The following is a 25,368-nucleotide window of genomic DNA, read 5'->3' as shown; positions in this document are numbered from 1 at the left end:
GTCAAGGGGTCGTTGTAATGCGTCGTTGAGCGGTGAAGCAAAGCAGTCGTCCTGGCCGTGTGGCAAAACGACAATTACTGCTCAACGAACTGACGAGCTCTCGTTGTTCCGGTGCGTACGGGCGGGGGTGGTGCCTGTCGCCGGCCGGGCTCGGCAGCGAGTGTCCGAGCAGGATACGACGCACGTAGATGATCTGTGTGCCGCTCCGGGCAACCCGGATCGGCCGAACGGGTGAGCAACGGGTGAGAAACACGTGTGCCTGTGCGGGTCCGTGGTGACTCGTGTGCGGAGCGTGGCCGGAAGCCATCTCGTCCGGGCGCTGATACCCTGGTAGCCCGTGGACCGGTGGGCACGAAACCCCCGAACCGCAGCGACGGCGACCCCCCGATTTCCGGCCGGGCAGCCGCACCGCACCCCAGACCGCGACCACGGGAGCCCCCTCTTGGCCATGCCGCCGAAATCTACGACGACCAAGCACATCTTCGTCACCGGGGGTGTCGCCTCCTCGCTCGGCAAGGGCCTGACGGCCTCCAGCCTGGGCATGCTGCTCAAGGCCCGCGGGCTGCGGGTGGTCATGCAGAAGCTCGACCCGTACCTGAACGTGGACCCGGGCACGATGAACCCCTTCCAGCACGGTGAGGTCTTCGTCACCAACGACGGCGCCGAGACCGATCTGGACATCGGACACTACGAGCGCTTCCTCGACCGTGACTTGGACGGCTCCGCCAATGTCACTACAGGCCAGGTCTACTCGACGGTGATCGCCAAGGAGCGGCGCGGCGAGTACCTCGGCGACACCGTGCAGGTCATCCCGCACATCACCAACGAGATCAAGCACCGCATCCGCCGCATGGCGACCGACGAGGTCGACGTCGTCATCACGGAGGTCGGCGGCACCGTCGGCGACATCGAGTCGCTGCCGTTCCTCGAGACGGTCCGCCAGGTCCGCCACGAGGTCGGCCGTGACAACGTCTTCGTCGTCCACATTTCCCTCCTGCCGTACATCGGCCCGTCGGGGGAGCTGAAGACGAAGCCGACCCAGCACTCGGTTGCGGCCCTGCGCAACATCGGTATCCAGCCGGACGCCATCGTGCTGCGCTGCGACCGCGAGGTCCCCACCGCGATCAAGCGCAAGATCTCCCTGATGTGCGACGTCGACGAGGCCGCCGTGGTCGCCTGCCCCGACGCCCGCTCGATCTACGACATCCCGAAGACCGTGCACGGCGAGGGCCTGGACGCCTATGTCGTCCGCAAGCTTGACCTGCCGTTCCGCGACGTGGACTGGACGACCTGGGACGACCTGCTCGACCGCGTCCACAACCCCGACCACGAGATCACCCTCGCCCTCGTCGGCAAGTACATCGACCTGCCCGACGCCTACCTCTCGGTCACCGAGGCGCTGCGCGCCGGCGGCTTCGCCAACAAGGCCCGCGTGAAGATCAAGTGGGTCACCTCCGACGACTGCAAGACCCCGGCGGGCGCCAAGGCGCAGCTGGAGGACGTCGACGGTGTGTGCATCCCCGGCGGCTTCGGCGACCGCGGTGTGCTCGGCAAGGTCGGGGCGATCAAGTACGCCCGCGAGAACAAGATCCCGCTGCTCGGCCTCTGCCTCGGCCTGCAGTGCATCGTGATCGAGGCGGCCCGCAACCTCGCCGACATCACCGACGCCAACTCCACCGAGTTCGACTCGGCCACCGGCCACCCGGTCATCTCCACCATGGCCGAGCAGCTCGACATCGTCGCCGGCGAGGGCGACATGGGCGGCACGATGCGCCTGGGCATGTACCCGGCCAAGCTGGCCGAGGGCTCCATCGTGCGTGAGGTGTACGACGGCAAGGAGTACGTCGAGGAGCGGCACCGTCACCGGTACGAGGTCAACAACGCCTACCGCGCGGAGCTGGAGAAGAGGGCGGGCATCCTGTTCTCCGGCACTTCGCCCGACGGCAAGCTCGTGGAGTACGTCGAGTACCCGCGCGACGTGCACCCTTACCTGGTCGCCACGCAGGCGCACCCCGAGCTGCGCTCGCGCCCGACCCGGCCGCACCCGCTGTTCGCCGGCCTCGTGAAGGCCGCGGTCGAGCGGAAGAATTCCAACTAGCACAACAGTTGTACGGTGGCCGGGGCGCACGCATTCAAAGGGTGAGCGCCCCGGCTTCGTTTTGGCGTGCCTTTGTAAAGCGTGCGGAAGGACAGGAATGACGATCAAGGACACCCCGGAGGAGTGGGAGATCCGGGCGACGGACACCCCGTTCGTGGGCAACAAGACCTCCGTCCGCACCGACGACGTGCTCATGCCCGACGGAACGGTCGTCCGCCGCGACTACCAGGTCCACCCCGGTTCCGTGGCCGTCCTCGCTCTTGACGAATCCGGCCGCGTCCTGGTGATCCGCCAGTACCGCCACCCCGTGCGCCAGAAGCTGTGGGAGATCCCGGCCGGTCTGCTCGACGTGCCCGGCGAGAACCCGCTGCACGCAGCCCAGCGCGAGCTCTACGAGGAGGCGCACGTCAAGGCCGAGGACTGGCGTGTGCTGACCGACGTGTACACCACCCCCGGCGGCTGCGACGAGGCCGTGCGCATCTTCCTCGCCCGCGACCTGTCCGAGGCCGACGGCGAGCGCTTCGAGGTCGAGCACGAAGAGGCCGACATGGAGTTGGAGCGGGTGCCGCTCGACGAGCTCGTACGGGGCGTCCTCGCCGGCGAGCTGCACAACAACTGCCTTGTCGTGGGCGTCCTTTCGCTGGTCGCCGCGCAGCACGGCGACGGACTCGACGCGCTGCGCCCGGCCGAGGCGCCGTGGCCGGCCCGTCCGTTCGAGGCCTGAACCCATTCGGCCCCTTGCGGTGTGACCATCGGCTGATCCGATCGGGGGACCTGGCCGTCGCGCTCCACCGGGAACGTTGCAGAGCGTGAACTAGGCTCTGGGCATGCCCGGACCGGAGTCCCGGCGGGCTTGCGCGTGCGGTGGGACGGGAGTGTGCCCGTGACGGATCAGGCGGTGGACACAGGCGGCGTACGGCTGTCGGGGCGCGTTGCTGCGGAGAGCCAGTTCCTGGGCCGTACAAGGGAGTTGAAGGAGCTGCGCGCCGACATCGAGCGCGCGGGCCTGGACACCCTGTCCGGAAAGAAGCCCCCACGCGCGCGCGTACTGCTCATCGCGGGCCGTCCCGGCTCCGGCCGCACGGCCCTCGCCGAGGAGCTCGTACGGCAGGTCGCGGACCGTTACGACGACGGGGTGCTCAGGGCGCGGCTGAGCGAGCCCGACGGCACCCCCGTCCCCGTCGAGCGCGCCGCCCGCGAACTGCTCGCCGCCCTGGACCTGCCTGCTCCCGCCGGAGCCGCCGCGGACGACCTGACCGAGGCGCTGCGCACCGGCCTCGCCGACCGCCGGGCGCTGGTGCTGCTCGACGACGCGGCGGGCGCCGAGCAGGTCGACGCCCTGCTGCCGGACAGCTCGGAGTGCCTGGTCGTGGCCGTCTCCGAAGGCCCGCTCACCGGCATCTCCGACGTCCGCCCCTGCACCCTCGGCGGCCTCGACACCAAGTCCGCCCTGGAGCTGCTGACCCGGCACATCGGCTCCGTCCGCATCACCGTCGACCCGCGTGCCGCCGAGGGCCTCGTCGAGGAGTGCCAGGCCCAGCCCGCCGCGCTGGAGATGGCCGGCGGCTGGCTCGCCGCCCGCCCCAAGGCGGCCGTCGCCGACCTCGCCAAGCACCTGCACACGGAGGGTGACGAGGGCACACCGCTCAGCCGCGTCTTCCGGCTCGCCTACAGCTCGCTGCCGGTGCCGGCCGCCCGGATACTGCGACTGCTCGCCCTCGCACCGGCCGGCCTGGTCGACCCGCACACCGCGTCCGCGCTCGCCGGCTGCTCGGTCAGCAGCGCCCGCACCACCCTGGACGACTTCGTCGCCCTGGGCCTGCTGCGGGCGGTGGACTCGCCGCTGCCGCAGTACGAGGTCCCGGGCTGTCTGCACCCCATGCTCAAGGCGCTCACGGAGAGCAAGGACCGCCCGGGCGAGCTGCAGCTGGCCCGCGCCCGCATGCTGGAGCGGACCGTACGGCTGCTGCAGTCGTGCCGGACGATCACCGAGACGGACAGCGCCGACGCGCGCGAGAAGCTCCAGGGCATGCCGCGCTCCGTGCGCTTCCCCAGCCCGCGGGCGGCCGAGGACTGGCTGCGCATCCGCAGGCCCGCCCTGCTGGCCGCGGCCCGGGCCGCGGTGGCCGACGGGGAGCTGGACACCCTCGCCCGGCGGCTGATGTCGCAGCTGGTCAGGGCCATGGTCGCGCACTTCGGCATGCGGGCCGCCGCGTCCGACCTGTACGGCATCCACCGGCTCGTCCTCGACGTGGCCGAGCGTCGCGAGCTGCACCGCGAGAGGGCCGCGGCCCTGCTCAACCTCGGCGACCTGGACGCCCAGACCGGCCGTACGGCCGACGCCCTGGTGCGGTACCGGGCCGCGCTGGACGCCGGACGCGAAGCAAATGACCCGTATGCGACCGGGCGCGCAATGGAATCCGTAGGTGGTGCGCATCTCGAGCTCGGGGACTACGACCGGGCCGCCGACTGGTTCGGCCGGGCGCTCACCCAGCGCCTGGCCCGGGCGGAGCGTGCGGACGCCGCCCGGCTGTACGGCCGTATCGCCACGACCCACACCTACGCGGGCCGCTACGGCGAGGCGCTGCGCGGCTGGCGGGCCGCGGCCACCGGATACCGCAAGAACGGTGATGTGGCCGCCTACGCACGGGCGTTGAGCGAACTCGCGCGCGTCCAGGAGTACGCCGGACGTCCCGAGGAGTCGCTGCGCACCTGCCACGAGGCCGTGGAGTGGGCGCGCCGCGCGGAGGACGTTCGGCTGCAGGCGGCACTGCAGCTGCGGCTCGCCGACACGCTCGAGCACCTCGGCGATCCCGCCTCCGCCCAGCTGCACCGGGGCACTGCCGAGCGGCTGCTCGCGCAGGAGCCGGAGGAGGCCGAGGAGGAGGGCGAGACGGGGCCCGATCAGCCCGATCAGCCGGAACAAGCCGCTAACGCCTGCGAAATCCGTAGTACATCCGCAGAAGATTGATGCAATGAAAGGCTAGACAGCGGGAACACCTTCATTAGACTGGCTCTGCCGCACCTTCTCCTGCGGTGTCTCCCGGTGTGCTCATGCATGCCTGGGTATGTGTTGTATTGCCCCACATCCACTGAGCCAAGGACCGTGATCCACGTGAAGGTCGGCATCCCCCGCGAGGTCAAGAACAACGAGTTCCGGGTGGCCATCACCCCCGCCGGTGTGCACGAACTCGTGCGCCACGGCCACCAGGTCGTCATCGAGCAGGGCGCCGGTCTCGGCTCGTCGATCCCGGACGCGGAGTACGTCTCCGCCGGTGCGCAGATCCTGGCGACCGCCGACGAGGTGTGGGCCACCGCCGACCTGCTGCTCAAGGTCAAGGAGCCGATCGCCGAGGAGTACCACCGCCTCCGCAAGGACCAGACGCTCTTCACCTACCTGCACCTGGCCGCCTCCAAGGAGTGCACCGACGCGCTCATCGAGTCCGGCACCACCGCGATCGCCTACGAGACCGTCGAGCTCCCCAGCCGCGCCCTGCCGCTGCTCGCCCCGATGTCCGAGGTCGCGGGCCGGCTCGCCCCGCAGGTCGGCGCCTACCACCTGATGCGCTCGGTCGGCGGCCGCGGTGTGCTGCCCGGCGGCGTCCCCGGCACCCAGCCCGCGCGTGCCGTCGTCATCGGCGGCGGCGTCTCCGGCTGGAACGCCACGCAGATCGCCGTCGGCATGGGCTTCCACGTCACGCTGCTCGACCGCGACATCAACAAGCTGCGCGAGGCCGACAAGGTCTTCGGCACCAAGGTCCGGGCGATCATGTCCAACGCCTTCGAGCTCGAGAAGGCCGTCCTGGACGCCGACCTCGTCATCGGCGCCGTGCTCATCCCGGGCGCCAAGGCGCCGAAGCTGGTCACCAACGAGCTCGTGTCGCGCATGAAGCCGGGAAGTGTCCTTGTCGACATCGCGATCGACCAGGGCGGCTGCTTCGAGGACTCCCGTCCGACCACGCACGCCGAGCCGACCTTCCAGGTGCACGACTCGGTCTTCTACTGCGTCGCCAACATGCCGGGTGCGGTGCCCAACACCTCCACCTACGCGCTCACCAACGCGACGCTGCCCTACATCGTCGAACTCGCCAACCGTGGCTGGGTGGAGGCGCTGCGCCGCGACCCCGCGCTGGCGAAGGGCCTCAACACCCATGACGGAAAGGTCGTTTACGGCGAGGTCGCCCAGGCGCACGGCCTGGAGCACGTGGAGCTCGAGACCCTGCTCGGCTGACCCGTCAGTCGTCGAGCCGCTAAGTCACCATTCGGTAAAAGGCGATACGTCAACACAGGTCGTCAACCCCGTGCGCCCGGCCGGACCTTGCCCGACAAGGTCCGGCCGGATGTGTGTATGGTCACTTTGCGGCTCTCGGCCAACTCGCCTCGAACGTAACCCTTTGGTCGATTCGCACACCGGTCAAACCTGCCGTGCGACGGCCGTACGCCCTTGACAGAGGGATGTTTCATTGCCGACACATCCTGCCGGGTCCGGCGGATTGTGTTGCTGCGGACGCCCGACACGCCATAGAGTCGCCAACCGTCGGCATGGTGCCACGCTGACCTGTCTAGAAGTTTCCTGGTCACCAAGGAGGTAAGACGACTTGTGAATGAGTCGACATTTTCTCCCGGGGGTGGTCGCCCAGGAACGCCGGTAAGGGGCCAGGACCCCGAGGGGTTCGAGGCTGTCGGCTCCGTTGCTGTGCGCACCTTCGCAGCCCATCAGAGCCCGGGTCCGCGAGTGATCCGGACTGCACACCAGAGCATGGATGGCCATCACGTGAACGCCATGGCCGGCGACGGAAGTGGCGCGCCCCACAACCACTTCGCCGACTACGACGAACTGCCCGAAGGGCACTTCTACGACCCCGACGCGGAGTACGAGCCCGACCCCGAGTACGCGGCCACGCTCGCGCCCGACGCTGCCCGCCAGCGCCGTGAGCGCGTCGGTCCGACCGGGCGCCCGCTGCCGTACTTCCCGATCCCGGGCCCGCTGACCGATCACGGCCCCGCGAAGATCATCGCGATGTGCAACCAGAAGGGCGGCGTGGGCAAGACGACGTCGACCATCAACCTGGGTGCCGCGCTCGCGGAGTACGGACGGCGCGTGCTGCTCGTGGACTTCGACCCGCAGGGCGCGCTGTCGGTGGGCCTCGGTGTCAACCCGATGGAGCTCGACCTCACCGTCTACAACCTGCTCATGGAGCGGGGCATGGCGGCCGACGAGGTGCTCCTGAAGACGGCGGTCCCGAACATGGACCTGCTGCCCAGCAACATCGACCTGTCCGCCGCCGAGGTCCAGCTGGTCTCCGAGGTCGCGCGCGAGTCGACGCTGCAGCGCGCCCTGAAGCCGCTGATGTCCGACTACGACTACATCGTGATCGACTGTCAGCCCTCGCTCGGCCTGCTCACCGTCAACGCGCTGACGGCCGCGCACAAGGTGATAGTGCCTCTCGAGTGCGAGTTCTTCGCGCTGCGTGGTGTGGCGCTGCTGACGGAGACCATCGAGAAGGTCCAGGAGCGGCTCAACCCGGAGCTGGAGCTCGACGGGATTCTCGCCACGATGTACGACTCCCGCACCGTGCACAGCCGTGAGGTGCTCGCGCGTGTCGTCGAGGCGTTCGACGACCACGTCTACCACACGGTCATCGGGCGCACGGTCCGCTTCCCGGAGACCACGGTCGCCGGCGAGCCGATCACCACGTACGCCTCCAACTCCGTCGGCGCCGCCGCCTACCGTCAGCTCGCCAGGGAGGTGCTCGCCCGGTGTCACGCCGAGTGAGTCTGCCGGGGGCCGACGAACTCTTCCGTACGACAGGGGGAACGGCGCTCCAGCCGTCCACACCGCGGCGGGGGGCCAACGGCGAAGCCCGTGTGCCCGCGCCCGCGGGGGAGAGCGACCCGGCCGCGGCCGGGTCGCCCGAGGACGCACCGCAGTCGGTGCCCGCGCAGGGCGGCGACGGCGAGGGCGCGGAGCATGTGGCCGCGGAGCCGGAGCCGGCCGACGCCGGGGAGTCCCGCAGCCGCGCCGCGGCACAGGAGCGCTCCGGGCGACGTCAGGGGGCGCAGGAAGGTTCTGCCGCCGCCGCGTCCGCCAACGCCCAGCCCCGCAAGCGCGGCCGGTCGTCTGCCTCGCGCCGGCCCAGCGGGCGGGAGCGGCACGACGAGAAGATCACCGTGTACGTGTCCGCCGAGGAGCTGATGGACCTGGAGCACGCCCGCCTGGTGCTCCGCGGGGAGCACGGCCTTGCGGTCGACCGCGGGCGGATCGTCCGCGAGGCGGTCGCCGTGGTGCTGGCCGACCTGGAGTCCCGCGGGGACGCGAGCATTCTCGTACGTCGGCTGCGTGGGCGGTAGGCGGTAGCCTGCGGGGGCCATGACCTCGAACGACGCTCCCGTCCCCGGCGGTGCCGCCGGCCGTCGGCGTGCGCTTGGCCGGGGACCGGGGACGACTGCTCCGCAGGCTGAACCGGAGGCTCCCGTGGAGGAGCTTCCGGTGTCCGTGCAGGAGCTCCCGGCGGAGGCGCCTCCGGTCGTCGAGGAGCCGCCTGCCGAGGTGCCTCCGGTTGTCGAGGAGCCCGCTGCCGAAGAGCCTCCGGTTGTTGTCCCGGAGCCCGAGGGGCCCGAGGAACCCTCCGACGGCGTCTTCAAGGTCCGCCTCTCCAACTTCGAGGGGCCCTTCGACCTTCTCCTCCAGCTGATCTCCAAGCACAAGATGGACGTCACCGAGGTCGCCCTGTCCAAGGTGACCGACGAGTTCATGGCGCACATCCGGGCCATGGGGCCGGACTGGGACCTCGACGAGACGACCGAGTTCCTGGTCGTCGCGGCCACACTGCTCGACCTGAAGGCGGCCCGGCTGCTGCCCTCCGCCGAGGTGGAGGACGAGGCCGACCTCGCGCTCCTCGAAGCCCGGGACCTGCTGTTCGCGCGGCTGCTGCAGTACCGCGCGTACAAGCAGATCGCCGACATCTTCAACCAGCGACTGGACGAGGAAGCCCGGCGTTACCCCCGTACCGTCGGACTCGAGCCCCAGCACGCCGAGCTGCTGCCCGAGGTGGTCATCAGCATCGGACCGGAGGGGTTCGCGAAGCTCGCCGTCAAGGCGATGCAGCCCAAGCCCAAGCCGCAGGTGTACGTCGACCACATCCACGCACCGCTGGTCAGTGTCCAGGAGCAGGCCGGGATCGTGGTCGCGCGGCTGCGAGAGCTCGGCGAGGCCAGCTTCCGGGCCCTCGTCGAGGACACCGACGACACCCTCACCGTCGTAGCAAGATTCCTGGCGCTGCTGGAGCTGTACCGCGAGAAGGCCGTGGCGCTCGATCAGGAGACGGCGCTCGGTGAGCTGATCGTGCGCTGGACCGGCGGGGAGGGCGACGAGACGCCCACCGTGACCGACGAGTTCGACCGGCCGCCCGAGGTGCCCAAGGACGAAGCCAAGGAGAAGAAGGCGTGAGCGAGGAGACCACCGAACTGTCGGCGGGGCTGCGCACCGTCGCCGACCTCGATCTCAAGCCCGCCCTGGAGGCCGTCCTCATGGTGGTGGACGAGCCCGCGACCGAGGAGCACCTCGCGAAGATCCTCCAGCGGCCCAGGCGGCAGATCGGGGACGCGCTGCGGGCGCTGGCCGACGAGTACACCGTGCAGGGGCGCGGTTTCGAGCTGCGGCTGATCGCCGGCGGCTGGCGTTTCTACAGCCGGCCCGAGTACGCGGCGGCCGTCGAGGGCTTCGTCCTGGACGGCCAGCAGGCCCGGCTCACCCAGGCCGCGCTGGAGACGCTGGCGGTCGTCGCCTACCGTCAGCCGGTGAGCCGCAGCCGCGTCTCGGCCGTACGAGGAGTCAACTGCGACGGCGTGATGCGGACCCTTCTGCAGCGGGGTCTGGTCCAGGAGGCGGGCACGGAACCCGAAACAGGTGCGATCCTGTACACGACGACGAACTACTTTCTGGAGCGGATGGGCCTGCGCGGTCTGGACGAGCTCCCGGAGCTCGCGCCCTTCCTCCCGGAGGCGGAGGCGATCGAGGCCGAGACCCAGGAAGCCGTACCGTCGTTCGATCCGGACGCCCCGGATCTGGACGACGGTCCCACGTCGGCCATGACTGACACGACGACGACGGAACTTTGATGCGAAGCAGCGGTAGCGGCAAGAGCGGTGGGCGCGGTAACCACCGCGGTGCCGGCAACAACAGGGACCAGAAGCAGGGCGGCCAGGGCGGCCGTCCTCGCAAGCCCCGCCCCGAGGAGCGCCGCTACGACGTGGGCCCCGGCGCCACCCCGGACGGTCCGAAGTCGGGTCGCGGCGGCTCCGCGCGCGGGGGTGCCAAGGGCGGGCCGAAGCAGTCCCAGCAGGGCGGGCGCGGTCGTACGGCGCCCGGCACCTCGCGCGAGTACGACGCGCGGGCCGAGGAGCGCAACCGGGACCGGTACGCGGGCAAGAAGGACGTCAAGCTGCCCAAGACCTTCCCGGGCGCCGAGCAGGAGGGCGAGCGGCTGCAGAAGGTGCTCGCGCGCGCGGGCTACGGCTCCCGGCGCGCCTGCGAGGAGCTGATCGAGCAGGCCCGGGTCGAGGTCAACGGCGAGATCGTCCTCGAGCAGGGCAAGCGCGTCGACCCGGAGAAGGACGAGGTCAAGGTCGACGGCCTGACCGTGGCGACGCAGTCGTACCAGTTCTTCTCGCTGAACAAGCCCGCCGGTGTCGTCTCGACGATGGAGGACCCCGAGGGGCGGCAGTGCCTCGGTGACTACGTCACCAACCGCGAGACCCGGCTCTTCCACGTCGGGCGGCTCGACACCGAGACCGAGGGCGTGATCCTGCTCACCAACCACGGCGAGCTGGCGCACCGGCTGACCCACCCCAAGTACGGCGTGAAGAAGACCTACCTCGCCGCCATCGTGGGCCCGATCCCGCGCGATCTGGGCAAGAAGCTCAAGGACGGCATCCAGCTGGACGACGGGTACGCGCGCGCGGACCACTTCCGCGTCGTCGAGCAGACCGGCAAGAACTACCTGGTCGAGGTGACCCTGCACGAGGGCCGCAAGCACATCGTCCGCCGCATGCTGGCGGAGGCGGGCTTCCCGGTCGAGAAGCTGGTGCGCACGTCCTTCGGGCCGATCACCCTGGGCGACCAGAAGTCGGGCTGGCTGCGCCGGCTGTCGAACACGGAGGTCGGGATGCTGATGAAGGAAGTCGACCTCTAAGCCTCACGTCCGTGTCGGCCGGTCCTGGATTCCTCCGGGCCGGCCGATTCGTTTTCGGGTCCCCGCCGGTCTGTATCCGTGACGGAGGGAGCGCCATGACCACAACGACGGACCGCGACGAGTTCGTACGCCTGACGGACCCGTACCGGCGCGAGCTGCTCGCGCACTGCTACCGGATGCTGGGCTCGGTCGACGAGGCCGAGGACCTGGTGCAGGAGACGTATCTGCGGGCCTGGCGGTCCTACGACGGCTACGAGGGCCGCGCCTCGCTGCGGACCTGGCTGCACCGGATCGCCACCAACACGTGTCTGACGGCGCTGGAGAGCCGCGCGAGGCGTCCGCTGCCCGCGGGGCTCGGCGGGCCCTCACAGGCGCCTGAGGAGCCGCTGAGGGCCCCTGCGACGGACGTTCCGTGGCTCCAGCCGCTGCCCGACTCGCTCGTCGACCCGGCGACCGTGGTGGCCGCCCGCGGCAGCCTGCGGCTCGCGCTGGTCGCCGCGCTGCAGCAGCTGCCCGCGCGGCAGCGGGCTGTGCTCATCCTGCGGGACGTGCTGGCCTGGCGGGCGCCCGAGGTCGCGTCCCTGCTGGGGACGTCGACGGCGGCCGTCAAGAGCAGCCTCCAACGCGCGCGTGCCCGGCTCGACGAGGTGGCCCCGGAGGAGGACCTCGTCGTGGAACCCGGGGGCGCGGCCGACCGGGAGGTGCTCGACCGGTACATGGCCGCCTTCGAGCACGCCGACATGGACGCGCTGCTCGAACTGCTCCAGGACGGTGTCGAGCTGGAGATGCCGCCCAACCTGGAGTGGTTTCACGGCAAGAAGGACGTGCTGCTGTTCCTGCAGGCGCGCGGGCACGGGGAGGGCCGCTACCGGATGCTGCCCACGCGCGCGAACGGGCAGCCAGCCGTCGTCATGTACGTGCGCGGGGTGGACGGCGTGCTGCGGGCGCACTCAGTGCAGGTGCTCACGGTGGAGGGCGGAAGGCTGGCGCGGATCACGGCCTTCATCGACACGGACCAGGTCGTGCGCTTCGGTTTTCCCCGGGTGCTGTCATGAACTGCGGGGAGCTGCTGGAGCGTTCGCTCGCGTACGCGCTGGGAAGCGTCGTCGAGGTGGGGTCCGGGAGTCTGGAGCGCGGCACGCCTTGCGCAGACTGGGACCTGGCGGAGCTGCTCGGGCATCTCGACGACTCGCTGGACGCCCTGCACGAAGGGCTGACCGGCGGGCGGATCGGGCTCGTCCCCTGGGAGCCGGGGAGCGTCGACCTCGCGTGCGCGTTCCGTACGCGCGCGTGTGTCGTGCTCGGCGCCTGGGCGGCCGGGCCCGGGGAGCGGGTCTTCGTGGGCGAACTGCCGCTGGATGTGCGGGTGATGGCCGCGGTGGGGGCCGTGGAGATCACCGTGCACGGGTGGGACGTCGCGCAGGCCTGCGGGCGGCCGCGGCCCATACCGGTCTCCCTCGCGGCCGAGCTGCTGCCGGTGGCGCAGTGCGTGGTGGCGGAGGAGGACCGGGGTGTGCGGTTCGCCGCGCAGGTCGCCGTGCCGGCGTGCGCGCGGCCCGACGCCCGGCTGCTGGCGTTTCTGGGGCGGTGCGATTCCTTTCCGGGGTGAGGGTGGTCTGCCTTCCGTGAGCGACCTCAAGAGCTCACGGAAGGAACCCCCGTCATGACCGACACACTCGGTGTCTCCGTACGAAAGCCACCCATCGAACAGACCGTCCCACCCCGACGCGTCTGGACCGTCGTCCTCGCCGGGCTCGGCGCGCTGCTCTGCTCCCTCGACGTCGTGGTCGTCGCCACCGCGCTGCCCGCGCTGCGGGCCGATTTCGGGGCGAGCCTGTCGGACCTGGAGTGGACGATCAACGCCTACAACCTGGTCTTCGCCTGTCTGACCCTGACCGGCGCCGCGCTCGGCGACCGGTTCGGGCGGCGGCGGATGTACGTCGTCGGGCTCGCCGTCTTCACGCTGGGCTCCGTCGCCTCCGCGCTGGCGGGCGGCCCGGGCCAGCTCATCGGCGCGCGCGTGGTGCAGGGCGCCGGAGCGGCCGTACTGCTGCCGCTCACCCTGACCCTGATCAGCGAGGCGTTCCCGGCCGAGAAGCGGGGCGTCGCGATCGGCGTCTGGGGCGGCGTGACCGGACTCGGTGTCGCCGCCGGTCCCGTGCTCGGCGGGGCCGTCACCGAGGGCCTGTCCTGGCAGTGGATCTTCTGGCTGAACGTGCCGATCGGGCTCGCGATGCTGCCGCTGGCCGCCACCAAACTCCGCGAGAGCTACGGCACCCGGCCCCAACTGGATCTCGTGGGGCTGGTGTTGGCGGCCGTAGGAGTGACGGGACTGGCCTGGGCGCCGGTGCGGGCGCCGCAGGCCGGCTGGGGGAGCGCCGAGGTGCTGGGTGCGCTGGCCGCCGGGATCCTGTTCGTGGCGGCCTTCCTCGCCTGGGAGCGCAGGGGCGCCCGCTACCCGATGCTGCCGCTCGCGCACTTCCGGCAGCGCGGCTTCTCCACGGCCAACGCGGTGGCGTTCCTGCTCTTCGGCTCCCTGCTGGGCGCCCTGTTCATGATCACGCAGCTCTTCCAGACCGGGCTCGGCTACTCCCCGCTGGAGGCGGGCGTGCGCATCCTCGTCTGGAACGCCATGCCGCTGCTGGTCGCGCCGGTCGCGGGCGCGCTCGCGGACCGGTTCGGCACCCGGCCGTTCATGTTCGTCGGTCTGCTGCTGCAGGCCACCGGGCTCGCACTGCTGGCCTGGCAGGTCGAACCGGGCGTCGGATACGGGCAGTTGGTCGTCCCGTTGATCATCGCCGGCATCGGCATCTCGATGGTGTTCCCGAGCGTCGCGAACGCCGTGACGTCGTCCGTCCCGCTCAGCGAGGCGGGCGTCGCGGCCGGCGTCAACAACGCAATGCGCGAACTGGGCGGCGTCTTCGGAGTCGCCGTCGCCGCCCTGGTCTTCACGCAGTACGGCGGCTACGGCTCGCCCGCCGCCTTCCTGGACGGATGCGCGCCCGCGCTGTGGGTCTCGGCGGGGGCCGCGGGAGCCGGGGCGTTGGTGGCGGCGTTCGCACCGTCCCGCACGCGCGCGTGATCCCGCTCCGTGCCGTCGAGCAGATGCCTCATGTGCTCGGCGGCACGGACCGCGGCGGCACCGCAGCAGTTGTTGAACAGGACGTGGAGCTGCTCCACCTGCCCGGCCAGTACCCGCAACCGGGGCAGCCACTCGGCGAGTTCGTCGTCGCCGTACTCGTACCGGAACCGGTCCTCCTTGCTCCCCGACCCCCAGGCCGCGCTCCGCCCGTGGAACCGCACGACCGACAGCCGCGGCGAGGCGACCGGCGTGACGGGCGGGACGGAGAAGGAGAGCGTCTGCGTCATGTCGACGGCCACGGCGGCCATGTCGTACCGGGTCAGCAGCGCGCGCGTCGCCTCCGCCCACTCGGGCCGCCACCACCCCGGATGCCGGAACTCCACGGAGACCGGCCACCCCCGGGTCCGCTCGGCGCACTCCCGGAGAAACTCCCCGGACCGCTTCCCGGGCCGGAACCACGGCGGCATCCGGAACAGCACACCGCCGAGCCGCCCGGCCGCCCGCAGCGGCTCGATCCCCTCGGCGAACCGCGCCCACACCTCGTCGAGCACCTTCGGGTCCCCGGCATCGGCGGGCAGCCCGTCCGGCATCGTGGACCCGCGCGTCGGGTGCCCGGTGAGCAGCGAGAACGCCTTCACGTCGAAGACGAAGCCGTCCGGCGTCCGTTCCGCCCACAGTCGGCTGTCGCGGGCGCTCGGCAGCGCGTAGTACGCCGAGTCGACCTCGACGACCGGAAACCGCTCGGCATAGTGCCTGAGCCGTCCCTCCGCGTCCCTGCGCCCCGCCGGATACCAGCCGCTGCCGACCAGCGCCCGGTCCGTCCACGAACAAGTGCCCACGAGGATCTCGCCCATGGGGTGGCGGTTACCCGGGGCTTGTGGAAGCACGCCCACTCTGTTTATAGTCGCAGTGACTATTAAGGGGGTGGGGCTCATGGAGTACGACAAGTACGCCTACGAACCCTTCGCCGTCACCGTCGACCTCGCCGTCCTGACGATCCGCGACGGCGCCCTGGACGTGCTGCTCGTCGAGCGCGGACACGATCCCTACGCCGGCCACTGGGCGCTGCCCGGCGGCTTCGTGGAGCCGGACGAGTCCGCGGAGACGGCCGCCCGGCGTGAACTCGCCGAGGAGACCGGCCTGTCGGACGTCACGGGCCTGCACCTGGAGCAGCTGCGCACGTACAGCGAGCCCGATCGCGACCCCCGGATGCGGGTCGTGTCCGTCGCGTTCACCGCGCTGCTGCCCGACGCGCCCGAGCCGCAGGCCGGCAGCGACGCGGCGCGGGCGAGCTGGCTGCCGTACGACTCGGCAGGTCCGCTCGCCTTCGACCACGACCGGATCCTGGCCGACGCCCACGAACGCGTCGGCGCCAAGCTCGAGTACACCTGCCTCGCCACCGCCTTCTGTCCGCCCGAGTTCACGCTCGGCGAGCTGCAGCAGGTGTACGAGACGGTCTGGGGCACCGACCTCGACCGGCCCAACTTCCGCCGCAAGGTGCTCGCCACGCCGGGTTTCGTCGAGCCGGTGGCGGGTGCCGCCCGGCTGACCGGCGGTCGCGGCAAACCGGCCGCCCTCTACCGCGCGGGACCGGCCACCGCCCTCCACCCGCCCCTCCTCCGACCGCCCCGGGAAGGACGTCCCGCATGACCGCCACGACCGTCAGGAAACGCGCCGCCACCGGGGCGCTGATCGGGCTTGCCCTCGGGGACGCGCTCGGCTATCCCACCGAGTTCAACGACGTGCCGACGATCCTCGCCAAGCACGGGCCCTGGCGGAAACTGCCGCTGCCGAAGCACGCGTTCGTCTCCGACGACACGCAGATGACGCTGGCGCTGGGACGAGGTCTTCGGACGGCCATGGACCGCGGGGTGCTCGCGCCGAAGCGGCTGGAGCGGCCGCTGCGCGAGGAGTTCGTGGACTGGTACCAGTCGCCGGAGAACAACCGGGCGCCGGGCAACACCTGCCTGCGGGCCTGCAGCCTGCTGAAGGACGAGAGCCGCCCCTGGCAGGACGCCAGCCAGATCGGCTCCAAGGGCTGCGGCGCCAACATGCGGGTCGCGCCCATCGGGATCGTCCCCGGCCTGAGCGACGAACAGCGCGCTGGCGCCGCCCAGTTGCAGTCCGCGCTGACGCACGGACACCCGACGGCGCTCGCCGCGTCCGACCTCACCGCGCGCGCCGTACGTCTGCTCGCGCAGGGTGCCGAGCCGACCGGACTGGTGGGCCTGCTGCGGTCGTACGCCCTCGAGAACCGGTCCCGCTACCACCACACGTGGCTCGGCGACCTGTGGACCCGTGCCGACGACGCGACCCCCGAGGAGTTCATCGCGCGGGGCTGGGACGAGTGCCTGGAGATCCTCGGACGGCTGCAGGACGCCGTGCGCACCGTCTCGCCGGAGACCGACCCGTGCCTGGCCACCGGCGAGGGCTGGATCGCCGAAGAGGCCCTGGCGACCGGCCTGTTGTGCTTCCTGCTGTTCGTCGACGAACCCGTGACGGCCATCCGCAGGGCCGCCTGCACCTCCGGCGACTCGGACTCCATCGCCTGCCTGACCGGGGCCTTCGCGGGCGCGTACCTGGGCGCCGAGGCCTGGCCCACCGAGTGGGCCGACCGCATCGAGTACCGGGGTGACCTGATGACCCTCGGCGCCCTCTGGGACGCTTGAGCGATGATCGACGCCCTGGACCTCGACCTGACACCGGTGGTCGCCGAACAGCCCGACCCGGTGCTGTTCGCGACCGTCTCCGGCGCACACCTCTACGGCTTCCCGTCGCGCGACTCGGACGTGGACCTGCGAGGCGTGCACCTGCTGCCCACGGCCGACCTGGTGGGCCTGCGGGAGCCGGACGAGACCCGCTCCCGGATGTGGGACCGCGACGGCGTCGAGATGGACCTCGTCACACACGACCTGCGCAAGTTCGTACGGCTGATGCTGCGGCGCAACGGCTATGTGCTGGAGCAGCTGCTCTCACCCCTGGTCGTGCATACGACGGACGCGCACCGCGAGTTGGCCGCGCTCGCGCCGGGCGTGCTCACCAGCCACCACGCCCATCACTACCGCGGATTCGCGAACACCCAGTGGCGGCTCTTCGAGAAGACCGGCGAACTCAAGCCGCTGCTCTACACGTTCCGGGTCCTGCTCACCGGCATCCATCTCATGCGCAGCGGCGAGCTGCAGGCCCATCTGCCCACGCTGCTGGGCGAGTTGGACGCCCCCGCCTATCTGCCGGAGCTGATCACGGCGAAGGCGGAGCAGGAGCACGGGGACGCCGACGTCGACCACGCGCGCGTGCGTGACGACGTCGAGCGGCTGCACGGCATGCTGGACGAGGCGCAGGAGGCCTCGGCCCTACCCGACGCCCCGGCCGCGTACGACGCCCTGCACGACTTCGTCGTACGGATCCGGCTGGAGCGCTGAGGCGCGGCGGACGCGGACGAGGAAGTCCTCCACGCGGCGCCGGTCCGGGTCCTTGGGGAGCGGGCTGCGGCGGGACTCCTCGTCCGCCTCGGCCGCCAGGCGGTTCATCCACGACTCGACCTCGGGCCACGGGAGTTCACCGCGTTTCACCGCGAGCAGCGGCTCGCGCTGGTCGCCGACGTCGATCGTGAGGGCGCCCGTGCGCAACAGGTCGCGGGAGCTCATCAGCAGGCGCAGCAGGTGCATGGCGTGCTTCCAGCGCGGGGCGCCGTGCGTGCGGACGTCGGCCTCCAGCTTCTTGCGCTGGCCGAGCGCGTAGCGCGTGAACGTCTCGTGGGCCCGGCGGGAGAGGAACGCACCGCGCAGGGCGAGGAGTTCACGGCCCGTGTCGTCGATGTACTCCACGAGCGGGGAGTGCAGGCACTCCAGGATGTTCGGGTTCGCCCGCAGGGCCAGCTCGCAGAAGCGCTCCAGCTCCCAGCCGAACTGCTCCTCGGCCGGCCCCTCGACATGCGTCGGCGGCTTCTCGAAACGCCAGAACAGGGGCGTGGGGGCGAGGAACACGCCCCGGCGGTCGGTGTCGCTGCCGTCCGTCGCCAGACCGAAGGCGCGCGAGCCCATCACACAGGCGTAGATCGTGTGGTCACGTACCAGGGTCTCGGGTTGCATGCACGGGACAGTACGCGGACCGGTCACGCCAGGCGGATCGAATTTCCGTCCACCTTGATCTGCTCCGCGGGCAGCGGCTTCGCCGCGGGACCCTTGGCCACCGAGCCGTCCGCGATGTGGAACTCGCTCTTGTGGCACGGGCAGTGGATGATGCCGTCCGAGATCGTGCCCACCGTGCAGCCCTGGTGCGTGCAGACCGCCGAGAAGGCCTTGAAGTCGTCCTTCTTCGGCTGCGTGACCACGACCTTCTCCTCCTTGAAGATCTTGCCGCCGCCGACCGGGATCTCCGACGTCTTCGCCAGCTCCTGCCCGGCGGAGGCGTTCGCGGAGGACGATCCCGAGTCCCCGCCGCTGTCGCCGTACTTGCTGCAGCCCGCGGCGAGCGTCACCGCGCCCGTCGCAAGGAGAACCGTGCGCCGCGTCGAGCGGTGGGTCATGTCGTCACTCCGAAGGTGCGGAAGAACCAGAGGGCGGAGGTCAGCCAGAGAAGCGTGAGAACGGTGAAGACCAGCCCGCCGACGAGCGGCAGCAGCCAGCCGGGAAGTCGCTCCGAGCGGAGCAGCAGCATCTTGGCACTGAAGACACCGAAGAAGAAACAACCCAGGACAGAGTGCCACAAAACACGCGTTTCATATGTCTGAAAGCCGAGCGCGTACAGGCAGTGCACCGCGACCGGCACCGCCACCAGGAACGCGATACGGCCCGACCAGCGGTGCAGTTTCGAGGCCCAGCGCGGGCCCGGCAGCTTGCCGTACATCATGAAGGCGCTGACCAGCTGGACGAGCGCGAAGAAGAACGCGGTCGTGGCCAGCCACGACTTCACCGCGCCCGTGCTGCTGAACCCCGCGATGTTGAAGGCGGTCCCCGCCGGGTCGTGGATCTTGCCGTAGGCGCCGAGGGCGACCGCCACCGCCCCGGCGACCAGGGCCGGGATCAGGTAGCGGGCGGCGCTCGGGGCGCGATGGGCCGGTGGCTGGGGCGGGAAGCTCTGCGTGGCGGCGTTCGGGTCGACGGTCATGTCGGCTCCCTGAGGCAGAAGGAGAGGATCAGGGCGTTACGGGACGTGCCGTGAGCTGCTGTCCGTCGACCGTCACCGCGCCCGACTCCGGGTCGATGGGCGGCGCGGCCGAGGGTTCGTCGTCGCGGGTCACGATGCCGACCTGCTTCCCGCCCGGCAGGACGATCCAGCCGCCGACGATCCTGGCGCCGGCCACCTGGCTGTTCGCCCGGTACAGCCCGGACGGCTTCTTGGCCTTGTCGATGGTGAAGGGGTAGTGCCCGCCGCCGACGTCGGCCGTGCCGCGGATCAGCGTGCTCCCCTTCACCGTGGCGTTCAGCTTCGCGCCGCCCTTGCCGGTGAGCCGCATGCTGCCGTCGTCCTGCACGTCGCCCTTCAGCCAGGACTCGATGTTGTGGCCGTCGCAGAAGTACGCGATCGCCTTGCCGTCGCGCAGCGAGATCGCCACGGCGGAGGAGTCGTCGTCGGTGCGGCCGGTGTAGACGCCCTTGGGCGCGGCCGTCCGTGACGGAGAGGGGCTGGGCGACGTGGTCGTAGCGGAGGGAGTCGGTGATGCCGTGACGGCCGGTGACTCCTCCTTGTATGTGGACGACGCGGTCTTCGTCCCCGTCGTCGCGTTGAGCGACAGCATGAACAGGCCGACCAGCAGTCCCGCGAGCAAGGTCAGCAGCGGTCCAGGACGCTTCATTCAGGGCCTCCCCCGAGGCGAGTTTCCTGCCATGAGAGCGGACCGGCGGGCCCGGCGTAAAGAGGCGCACGGGGTGGACTCGCCCCAAGTAGCGGAATAGAGACATTCGGGTGACATTGTCGTAGATCGTCGGGCCGTCTCAGCGGGCGGGCGCCGTGGGCCCGTCCGACGCGGGCTGACTAGGCTGGACGGTCGAAGAGCCGATACGTACAACAAGGAGCAAAGCCGTGGCGGTACGAGCGGTGCGTGGAGCCGTCCAGCTCGAACGGGACGAGGCCGGGCACATGGACGAGCAGGTCGGAGCCCTGCTCACCGCCATCCTCGAGCGGAACGAGCTGACGGGCGACGACCTGATCAGCATCTGGTTCACGGCCACGCCCGACCTGCACAGCGACTTCCCGGCGGCCGCCGCGCGCAAGCTCGGCATCGTCGACGTGCCGCTGATCTGCGCCCAGGAGCTGGACATCGAGGGCGCCATGCCCCGAGTCGTCCGGGTCCTCGCGCACATCGAGTCCGACCGGCCCCGCGCCGACATCGCGCACGTCTACCTCGGTGCCGCGGCCGCCCTGCGCAAGGACATCGCCCAGTGAGAACCGCCCTCGTCATCGGCACCGGCCTCATCGGTACGTCCGCCGCGCTCGCCCTGTCCCAGCGGGGCGTCGTCGTCCACCTCGCCGACCACGACCCCGAGCAGGCCCGTACGGCGGCCGCGCTCGGCGCCGGCACGGACGAGACGCCCGACGGGCCGGTCGACCTCGCGATCATCGCCGCGCCTCCCGCCCACGTCGCCGGAGTGCTCGCCGACGCCATGCGCCAGGGCGTGGCCCGCGGCTACCTCGACGTCGCCAGCGTCAAGGGCGGCCCGCGCCGCGAGCTCGAGGCGCTCGGCCTCGACCTGTCCGCGTACATCGGCACGCACCCCATGTCCGGCCGCGAGAAGTCCGGACCGCTGGCCGCCACCGCCGACCTCTTCGAGGGCCGCCCCTGGGTGCTGACGCCGACCCGCGACACCGACACCGAGGTGCTGAACCTCGCCCTTGAGCTGGTCTCGCACTGCCGGGCGGTCCCGGTGGTCATGGACGCCGACGCCCACGACCGCGCGGTCGCCCTCGTCTCCCACATGCCCCACCTGGTCTCCAGCATGGTCGCCGCGCGTCTGGAGAACGCCGAGGAGGCCGCCGTACGACTGTGCGGGCAGGGCATCCGGGACGTGACCCGGATCGCCGCCTCCGACCCCCGGATGTGGATCGACATCCTGTCCGCGAACCCCGGTCCGGTCGCCGACCTGCTCTCCGACGTCGCCGCCGACCTGGAGGAGACGGTCGAGGCGCTGCGGTCCCTGCAGTCCTCCGACGAGGCCAAGCGCGGTGAGGGCGTCGCCGGTATCGAGGACGTCCTGCGGCGCGGCAACGCCGGGCAGGTCCGAGTCCCGGGCAAGCACGGCTCCGCTCCGCGCACCTACGAGGTCGTGGCGGTGCTGATCGACGACCAGCCCGGCCAGCTGGCCCGTATCTTCGCGGACGCGGGGATGGCCGGGGTCAACATCGAGGACGTACGCATCGAGCACGCGACCGGGCAGCAGGCGGGCCTGGTGCAGCTGATGGTGGAGCCGAAGGCGGTGCCGGTGCTGACGGCGGCGCTGCGGGAGCGGGGCTGGGCGCTCCGGCAGTGATCTTCCCGATGATCCGCCTGTAAGAGGGGCCCCGGGAGGCCGGTAACCTTGTGCAGGGCACGATCGCGCCCCACACACCCACCGCACCGCACCAGGAAGGTGTCCCCCCGTGGAAAACGGCGCCGCCCAGCCCGTGATCGTCGCCATCGACGGTCCCTCCGGCACCGGCAAGTCGAGCACGTCGAAGGCCGTCGCCGCGCAGCTCGGCCTGAGCTACCTGGACACCGGCGCCCAGTACCGGGCGATCACGTGGTGGATGGTGAACAACGGGATCGACATCGACGACCCGTCCGCGATCGCCGCCGTGGCCGGAAAGCCCGAGATCGTCTCCGGCACCGACCCGGCCGACCCGACGATCACCGTCGACGGCACCGACGTCGCCGCCCCGATCCGCACCCAGGAGGTCACCTCCAAGGTCAGCGCGGTGAGCGCCGTACCGGAGGTGCGGGCGCGGATCACCGAGCTGCAGCGCTCGATCGCCACCGGCGCGGAGCAGGGCATCGTCGTCGAGGGCCGCGACATCGGTACGACCGTGCTGCCCGACGCAGACCTGAAGATCTTCCTCACCGCGTCGCCGGAGGCGCGTGCCGCCCGCCGCAGCGGTGAGCTGAAGGGCGCCGACGTGCACGCCACCCGCGAGGCGCTGATCAAGCGCGACGCGGCCGACTCCAGCCGCAAGACCTCGCCGCTCGCCAAGGCGGACGACGCGGTCGAGGTGGACACCACCGAGCTCACCCTCGCGCAGGTCATCGAGTGCGTCGTCACCCTCGTCGAGGAGAAGCGGGCGGGGAAGTGACCGAAGCCACTTCAGCCAAGGCTGCTTCGGAGCGGGGCGCCGAGGTCGGGCGGCGCATCGGCGTCGGCCTGATGTACGGGCTGTGGAAGCCGCGTGTGCTGGGTTCCTGGAAGGTGCCCGCGACCGGTCCGGTGATCTTCGCCGTCAACCACTCCCACAACATCGACGGCCCGATGGTCATGGGCGTGGCGCCCCGGCCGACGCACTTCCTGATCAAGAAGGAGGCGTTCGTCGGTCCGCTCGACCCCTTCCTGCTGGGCATCGGCCAGTTGAAGGTGGACCGCTCGGTCGCCGACCGCGGGGCGATCATGCAGGCCCTCGACGTGCTGTCGGCCGGGGGAGTCCTCGGCATATTCCCCGAGGGCACCCGCGGCGAGGGCGACTTCGCCTCCCTGCGCGCCGGGCTCGCCTACTTCGCCGTCCGCAGCGGCGCCCCGGTCGTCCCGGTCGCCGTACTGGGAAGTTCCGAGCGGCGCGGGCGGTTGATAAAGGGGCTGCCTCCGCTGCGCAGCCGTATCGACGTCGTCTTCGGCGACCCCTTCGAGGCGGGCGACGGAAGCGGACGACGTACGCGCAAGGCGCTCGACGAGGCGACCGAACGCATCCAGAAGCAGCTCACCGCGCACCTGGAAAACGCCAGGCGGCTGACCGGCCGCTAGGCGACACTAAGTAGTGGATCAACCCGGAGAAACCGGGTGTTCCACCGATCACCACGATGAACGACGAGGTACGGACTTCATGAACGACCACATCCACTCCGACGGCTCGGGCGAGGAGCACGACCACGGAGCGCTTGGCGATGCCGAGTACGCGGAGTTCATGGAGCTCGCCGCGGAAGAGGGCTTCGACCTCGAGGACGTCGAGGGCGCCATCGAGGCGGCCGGGCACGGGCCGCTGCCCGTTCTCGCCGTCGTCGGCCGCCCGAACGTCGGCAAGTCGACTCTCGTCAACCGCATCATCGGCCGCCGCGAGGCCGTCGTCGAGGACAAGCCCGGCGTCACCCGCGACCGCGTGACCTACGAGGCCGAGTGGGCGGGCCGCCGCTTCAAGGTCGTCGACACCGGCGGCTGGGAGCAGGACGTCCTGGGCATCGACGCCTCCGTGGCCGCGCAGGCCGAGTACGCGATCGAGGCCGCCGACGCCGTCGTGTTCGTCGTCGACGCGAAGGTCGGCGCGACCGACACCGACGAGGCGGTCGTACGACTGCTGCGCAAGGCCGGCAAGCCCGTGGTGCTGGCCGCCAACAAGGTCGACGGGCCCAGCGGCGAGGCGGATGCCGCCTACCTGTGGTCCCTCGGTCTCGGCGAGCCGTACCCCGTCTCCGCCCTGCACGGCCGCGGCACCGGCGACATGCTGGACGCCGTCCTCGAGGTCCTGCCGACCGCACCCCAGCTGACCTTCGGCGGCGCCGGGATCGGCGGCCCGCGCCGTATCGCCCTGATCGGCCGCCCGAACGTCGGCAAGTCCTCCCTGCTGAACAAGGTGGCGGGCGAGGAGCGCGTCGTCGTCAACGAAATCGCGGGCACCACCCGCGACCCGGTCGACGAGCTCATCGAACTCGGCGGTGTCACCTGGAAGTTCGTCGACACGGCCGGCATCCGCAAGCGCGTCCACCTCCAGCAGGGCGCCGACTACTACGCCTCGCTGCGCACCGCGGCCGCCGTCGAGAAGGCCGAGGTGGCGGTCATCCTGATCGACGCCGCCGAGTCCATCTCGGTGCAGGACCAGCGGATCGTGACGATGGCCGTCGAGGCCGGGCGCGCGATGGTCATCGCGTACAACAAGTGGGACACCCTCGACGAGGAGCGCCGCTACTACCTGGAGCGGGAGATCGAGACCGAGTTCGGCCAGGTGGCGTGGGCGCCGCGGGTCAACGTCTCGGCGCGCACCGGCCGTCACATGGAGAAGCTCGTCCCCGCGATCGAGGCGGCGCTCGCCGGCTGGGAGACCCGCGTTCCGACGGGTCGTCTCAACGCCTTCCTCGGCGAGCTGGTCGCCGCCCACCCGCACCCGATCCGCGGCGGCAAGCAGCCGCGCATCCTGTTCGGCACCCAGGCCGGCACCAAGCCCCCGCGGTTCGTGTTCTTCGCCTCCGGCTTCATCGAGGCGGGCTACCGGCGCTTCATCGAGCGCCGGCTGCGCGAGGAGTTCGGCTTCGAGGGGACGCCGATCCACATCTCGGTGCGGGTGCGCGAGAAGCGCGGCAACAAGAAGAAGTAGCAGGCGGACGACGGAAGGGCGGCCCCGGTCGGGGCCGCCCTTCCGTCTGTTCGGGCCTTTCAGATGCCTCTGCGTCCCGGTGGCAGCGCGGCCGGCACATGGTGCATCCCCGTGCTTCCCATGGCCTGCTGCCCGGTGTGCCCGACGCGCTGCCACTGGGACTGCTGCCGGGCGCTGAAGGCCCCCGCGCTGTAGGCGCTGTACGAGCTGCTGAACGTCCCCGGCCGGTGTCCTTCGTGCGACCGCGCACCGGTCTGGATGTTCCCGAAGGCGGTGAACCCCAGCTCCTCCTCGCCGCTGCGGTCACCCGGCAGCGTACGGAGGGACTTGACGTACTCGGTGTAGAGCGCGTCGTAGATGGGCGTGGCCGAGGGGCCGCCCGAAGCGTCCTGGGCCGAGCGTGCGGACGGGATCGGCGGGAGGGGCTGGCGGCGGGGAACGTCGTATGCGTGCACGTATGTCCAAACGACCCCGAACTTCAAGGGATGCGGTCCGGACGTGCCCCTTTG

At 70.9% G+C, this 25,368-nt stretch carries 26 protein-coding genes; 20 read left to right on the top strand and 6 right to left on the bottom strand.

Annotated features, from left to right (window positions below; genetic code table 11):
• Positions 1–448 precede the first annotated feature (448 nt).
• The 12 genes from ACFY1L_RS19610 to ACFY1L_RS19555 all read left to right on the top strand — a co-directional run bounded on the left by ACFY1L_RS19610 (position 449) and on the right by ACFY1L_RS19555 (position 14,374).
• Positions 449–2,098 carry a CTP synthase gene (locus ACFY1L_RS19610; protein ID WP_388825323.1) on the top strand — a complete coding sequence of 550 codons (1,650 nt, stop codon included), beginning with the start codon at positions 449–451 and terminating at the stop codon, positions 2,096–2,098.
• Between the two features lie 97 nt (positions 2,099–2,195).
• Positions 2,196–2,822 (top strand): NUDIX domain-containing protein, encoded by a 627-nt coding sequence (locus ACFY1L_RS19605; protein ID WP_388825320.1) that lies wholly within the window; start codon positions 2,196–2,198, stop codon positions 2,820–2,822.
• A gap of 159 nt (positions 2,823–2,981) precedes the next feature.
• A complete protein-coding gene (locus tag ACFY1L_RS19600) occupies positions 2,982–5,069 on the top strand; it encodes a tetratricopeptide repeat protein (RefSeq protein WP_388825317.1) in 2,088 nt (695 codons plus the stop codon).
• A 144-nt stretch (positions 5,070–5,213) separates the two neighbouring features.
• A complete protein-coding gene (gene ald, locus ACFY1L_RS19595) occupies positions 5,214–6,329 on the top strand; it encodes an alanine dehydrogenase (RefSeq protein WP_388825396.1) in 1,116 nt (371 codons plus the stop codon).
• 369 nt (positions 6,330–6,698) lie between these two features.
• The gene (locus ACFY1L_RS19590; protein ID WP_388825314.1) at positions 6,699–7,874 is read left to right on the top strand and encodes a ParA family protein; all 1,176 of its coding nucleotides are present in this window, start codon (positions 6,699–6,701) and stop codon (positions 7,872–7,874) included.
• Positions 7,859–8,449 carry a hypothetical protein gene (locus ACFY1L_RS19585; protein ID WP_388825311.1) on the top strand — a complete coding sequence of 197 codons (591 nt, stop codon included), beginning with the start codon at positions 7,859–7,861 and terminating at the stop codon, positions 8,447–8,449. Before ACFY1L_RS19590 ends, ACFY1L_RS19585 begins: the two co-directional genes overlap by 16 nt.
• Positions 8,450–8,468: 19 nt before the next feature.
• Positions 8,469–9,548: a segregation and condensation protein A gene (locus tag ACFY1L_RS19580; protein WP_388825308.1), complete on the top strand. Its 1,080-nt coding sequence runs from the start codon at positions 8,469–8,471 to the stop codon at positions 9,546–9,548.
• Positions 9,545–10,219 (top strand): SMC-Scp complex subunit ScpB, encoded by a 675-nt coding sequence (gene scpB / locus ACFY1L_RS19575; protein ID WP_388825305.1) that lies wholly within the window; start codon positions 9,545–9,547, stop codon positions 10,217–10,219. Before ACFY1L_RS19580 ends, scpB begins: the two co-directional genes overlap by 4 nt.
• A complete protein-coding gene (locus ACFY1L_RS19570; RefSeq protein ID WP_388825302.1) occupies positions 10,219–11,292 on the top strand; it encodes a pseudouridine synthase in 1,074 nt (357 codons plus the stop codon). Before scpB ends, ACFY1L_RS19570 begins: the two co-directional genes overlap by 1 nt.
• Before the next feature lie 95 nt (positions 11,293–11,387).
• Positions 11,388–12,347, top strand: coding sequence for a sigma-70 family RNA polymerase sigma factor (locus tag ACFY1L_RS19565; RefSeq protein WP_388825299.1), 960 nt, complete (start codon positions 11,388–11,390; stop codon positions 12,345–12,347).
• Entirely contained in the window at positions 12,344–12,901 is a 558-nt protein-coding gene (locus ACFY1L_RS19560) for a TIGR03086 family metal-binding protein (RefSeq protein WP_388825296.1), read from the top strand. The genes ACFY1L_RS19565 and ACFY1L_RS19560 overlap by 4 nt, the downstream gene beginning before the upstream one ends.
• Before the next feature lie 54 nt (positions 12,902–12,955).
• Positions 12,956–14,374, top strand: a complete 1,419-nt coding sequence (locus ACFY1L_RS19555) for a DHA2 family efflux MFS transporter permease subunit (protein WP_388825293.1) — start codon at positions 12,956–12,958, stop codon at positions 14,372–14,374.
• Here the strand turns inward: ACFY1L_RS19555 and ACFY1L_RS19550 are convergent.
• A complete protein-coding gene (locus tag ACFY1L_RS19550) occupies positions 14,257–15,228 on the bottom strand; it encodes a DUF72 domain-containing protein (RefSeq protein ID WP_388825290.1) in 972 nt (323 codons plus the stop codon). The two genes, ACFY1L_RS19555 and ACFY1L_RS19550, sit on opposite strands and share 118 nt — an antisense overlap.
• A gap of 79 nt (positions 15,229–15,307) precedes the next feature.
• Here ACFY1L_RS19550 and ACFY1L_RS19545 point away from each other — a divergent pair, with 79 nt between their 5' ends.
• The 3 genes from ACFY1L_RS19545 to ACFY1L_RS19535 are packed head-to-tail and all read left to right on the top strand — an operon-like array spanning position 15,308 to position 17,796.
• The gene (locus ACFY1L_RS19545; RefSeq protein ID WP_388825287.1) at positions 15,308–16,024 is read left to right on the top strand and encodes an NUDIX domain-containing protein; all 717 of its coding nucleotides are present in this window, start codon (positions 15,308–15,310) and stop codon (positions 16,022–16,024) included.
• Complete coding sequence (locus ACFY1L_RS19540; RefSeq protein ID WP_388825284.1) at positions 16,021–17,043, top strand: ADP-ribosylglycohydrolase family protein; 1,023 nt, start codon at positions 16,021–16,023, stop codon at positions 17,041–17,043. The genes ACFY1L_RS19545 and ACFY1L_RS19540 overlap by 4 nt, the downstream gene beginning before the upstream one ends.
• Before the next feature lie 3 nt (positions 17,044–17,046).
• Positions 17,047–17,796, top strand: a complete 750-nt coding sequence (locus ACFY1L_RS19535) for a DNA polymerase beta superfamily protein (RefSeq protein ID WP_388825281.1) — start codon at positions 17,047–17,049, stop codon at positions 17,794–17,796.
• Here ACFY1L_RS19535 and ACFY1L_RS19530 read toward each other — a convergent pair.
• The 4 genes from ACFY1L_RS19530 to ACFY1L_RS19515 are packed head-to-tail and all read right to left on the bottom strand — an operon-like array spanning position 17,728 to position 20,171.
• Positions 17,728–18,465, bottom strand: coding sequence for a DNA polymerase beta superfamily protein (locus ACFY1L_RS19530; protein WP_388825278.1), 738 nt, complete (start codon positions 18,463–18,465; stop codon positions 17,728–17,730). The genes ACFY1L_RS19535 and ACFY1L_RS19530 overlap by 69 nt on opposite strands.
• Before the next feature lie 23 nt (positions 18,466–18,488).
• Positions 18,489–18,902 carry a Rieske (2Fe-2S) protein gene (locus ACFY1L_RS19525; RefSeq protein WP_388825275.1) on the bottom strand — a complete coding sequence of 138 codons (414 nt, stop codon included), beginning with the start codon at positions 18,900–18,902 and terminating at the stop codon, positions 18,489–18,491.
• Positions 18,899–19,483, bottom strand: coding sequence for a DUF6529 family protein (locus ACFY1L_RS19520; RefSeq protein ID WP_388825272.1), 585 nt, complete (start codon positions 19,481–19,483; stop codon positions 18,899–18,901). Before ACFY1L_RS19520 ends, ACFY1L_RS19525 begins: the two co-directional genes overlap by 4 nt.
• 28 nt (positions 19,484–19,511) lie before the next feature.
• Positions 19,512–20,171 (bottom strand): hypothetical protein, encoded by a 660-nt coding sequence (locus ACFY1L_RS19515; protein ID WP_388825269.1) that lies wholly within the window; start codon positions 20,169–20,171, stop codon positions 19,512–19,514.
• A gap of 227 nt (positions 20,172–20,398) precedes the next feature.
• Here ACFY1L_RS19515 and aroH point away from each other — a divergent pair, with 227 nt between their 5' ends.
• The 5 genes from aroH (at position 20,399) to der (ending at position 24,859) form a co-directional block, all read left to right on the top strand.
• Entirely contained in the window at positions 20,399–20,761 is a 363-nt protein-coding gene (gene aroH / locus ACFY1L_RS19510) for a chorismate mutase (protein ID WP_388825266.1), read from the top strand.
• Positions 20,758–21,843: a prephenate dehydrogenase gene (locus tag ACFY1L_RS19505; protein WP_388825263.1), complete on the top strand. Its 1,086-nt coding sequence runs from the start codon at positions 20,758–20,760 to the stop codon at positions 21,841–21,843. Before aroH ends, ACFY1L_RS19505 begins: the two co-directional genes overlap by 4 nt.
• A 109-nt stretch (positions 21,844–21,952) precedes the next feature.
• The gene (gene cmk / locus ACFY1L_RS19500; protein ID WP_388825260.1) at positions 21,953–22,639 is read left to right on the top strand and encodes a (d)CMP kinase; all 687 of its coding nucleotides are present in this window, start codon (positions 21,953–21,955) and stop codon (positions 22,637–22,639) included.
• On the top strand, positions 22,597–23,298 hold the full coding sequence (locus ACFY1L_RS19495; RefSeq protein WP_388825257.1) for a lysophospholipid acyltransferase family protein: 702 nt from the start codon (positions 22,597–22,599) through the stop codon (positions 23,296–23,298). The genes cmk and ACFY1L_RS19495 overlap by 43 nt, the downstream gene beginning before the upstream one ends.
• 79 nt (positions 23,299–23,377) lie before the next feature.
• Positions 23,378–24,859, top strand: a complete 1,482-nt coding sequence (gene der, locus ACFY1L_RS19490) for a ribosome biogenesis GTPase Der (protein WP_388825254.1) — start codon at positions 23,378–23,380, stop codon at positions 24,857–24,859.
• A gap of 59 nt (positions 24,860–24,918) precedes the next feature.
• Here der and ACFY1L_RS19485 read toward each other — a convergent pair whose 3' ends face one another.
• A complete protein-coding gene (locus tag ACFY1L_RS19485) occupies positions 24,919–25,314 on the bottom strand; it encodes a hypothetical protein (protein WP_388825252.1) in 396 nt (131 codons plus the stop codon).
• Between the last annotated feature and the right edge of the window lie 54 nt (positions 25,315–25,368).

It is taken from the genome of Streptomyces sp. NPDC001663 (assembly GCF_042893105.1).
In the GTDB taxonomy this organism is placed as follows: Bacteria; Actinomycetota; Actinomycetes; order Streptomycetales; family Streptomycetaceae; genus Streptomyces.
This window is presented reverse-complemented; position numbering and strand designations above follow the sequence as displayed.

Bases quoted from the DNA above. Each gene is read 5' to 3' on its own strand.
- ACFY1L_RS19610 (WP_388825323.1), top strand. From the start codon at position 449: ATGCCGCCGAAATCTACGACGACCAAGCACATCTTCGTCACCGGGGGT.
- ACFY1L_RS19605 (WP_388825320.1), top strand. From the start codon at position 2,196: ATGACGATCAAGGACACCCCGGAGGAGTGGGAGATCCGGGCGACGGAC.
- ACFY1L_RS19580 (WP_388825308.1), top strand. From the start codon at position 8,469: ATGACCTCGAACGACGCTCCCGTCCCCGGCGGTGCCGCCGGCCGTCGG.
- ACFY1L_RS19570 (WP_388825302.1), top strand. From the start codon at position 10,219: ATGCGAAGCAGCGGTAGCGGCAAGAGCGGTGGGCGCGGTAACCACCGC.
- ACFY1L_RS19565 (WP_388825299.1), top strand. From the start codon at position 11,388: ATGACCACAACGACGGACCGCGACGAGTTCGTACGCCTGACGGACCCG.
- ACFY1L_RS19560 (WP_388825296.1), top strand. From the start codon at position 12,344: ATGAACTGCGGGGAGCTGCTGGAGCGTTCGCTCGCGTACGCGCTGGGA.
- ACFY1L_RS19555 (WP_388825293.1), top strand. From the start codon at position 12,956: ATGACCGACACACTCGGTGTCTCCGTACGAAAGCCACCCATCGAACAG.
- ACFY1L_RS19550 (WP_388825290.1), bottom strand. From the start codon at position 15,228: ATGGGCGAGATCCTCGTGGGCACTTGTTCGTGGACGGACCGGGCGCTG.
- ACFY1L_RS19545 (WP_388825287.1), top strand. From the start codon at position 15,308: ATGGAGTACGACAAGTACGCCTACGAACCCTTCGCCGTCACCGTCGAC.
- ACFY1L_RS19540 (WP_388825284.1), top strand. From the start codon at position 16,021: ATGACCGCCACGACCGTCAGGAAACGCGCCGCCACCGGGGCGCTGATC.
- ACFY1L_RS19535 (WP_388825281.1), top strand. From the start codon at position 17,047: ATGATCGACGCCCTGGACCTCGACCTGACACCGGTGGTCGCCGAACAG.
- ACFY1L_RS19530 (WP_388825278.1), bottom strand. From the start codon at position 18,465: ATGCAACCCGAGACCCTGGTACGTGACCACACGATCTACGCCTGTGTG.
- ACFY1L_RS19525 (WP_388825275.1), bottom strand. From the start codon at position 18,902: ATGACCCACCGCTCGACGCGGCGCACGGTTCTCCTTGCGACGGGCGCG.
- ACFY1L_RS19520 (WP_388825272.1), bottom strand. From the start codon at position 19,483: ATGACCGTCGACCCGAACGCCGCCACGCAGAGCTTCCCGCCCCAGCCA.
- ACFY1L_RS19515 (WP_388825269.1), bottom strand. From the start codon at position 20,171: ATGAAGCGTCCTGGACCGCTGCTGACCTTGCTCGCGGGACTGCTGGTC.
- der (WP_388825254.1), top strand. From the start codon at position 23,378: ATGAACGACCACATCCACTCCGACGGCTCGGGCGAGGAGCACGACCAC.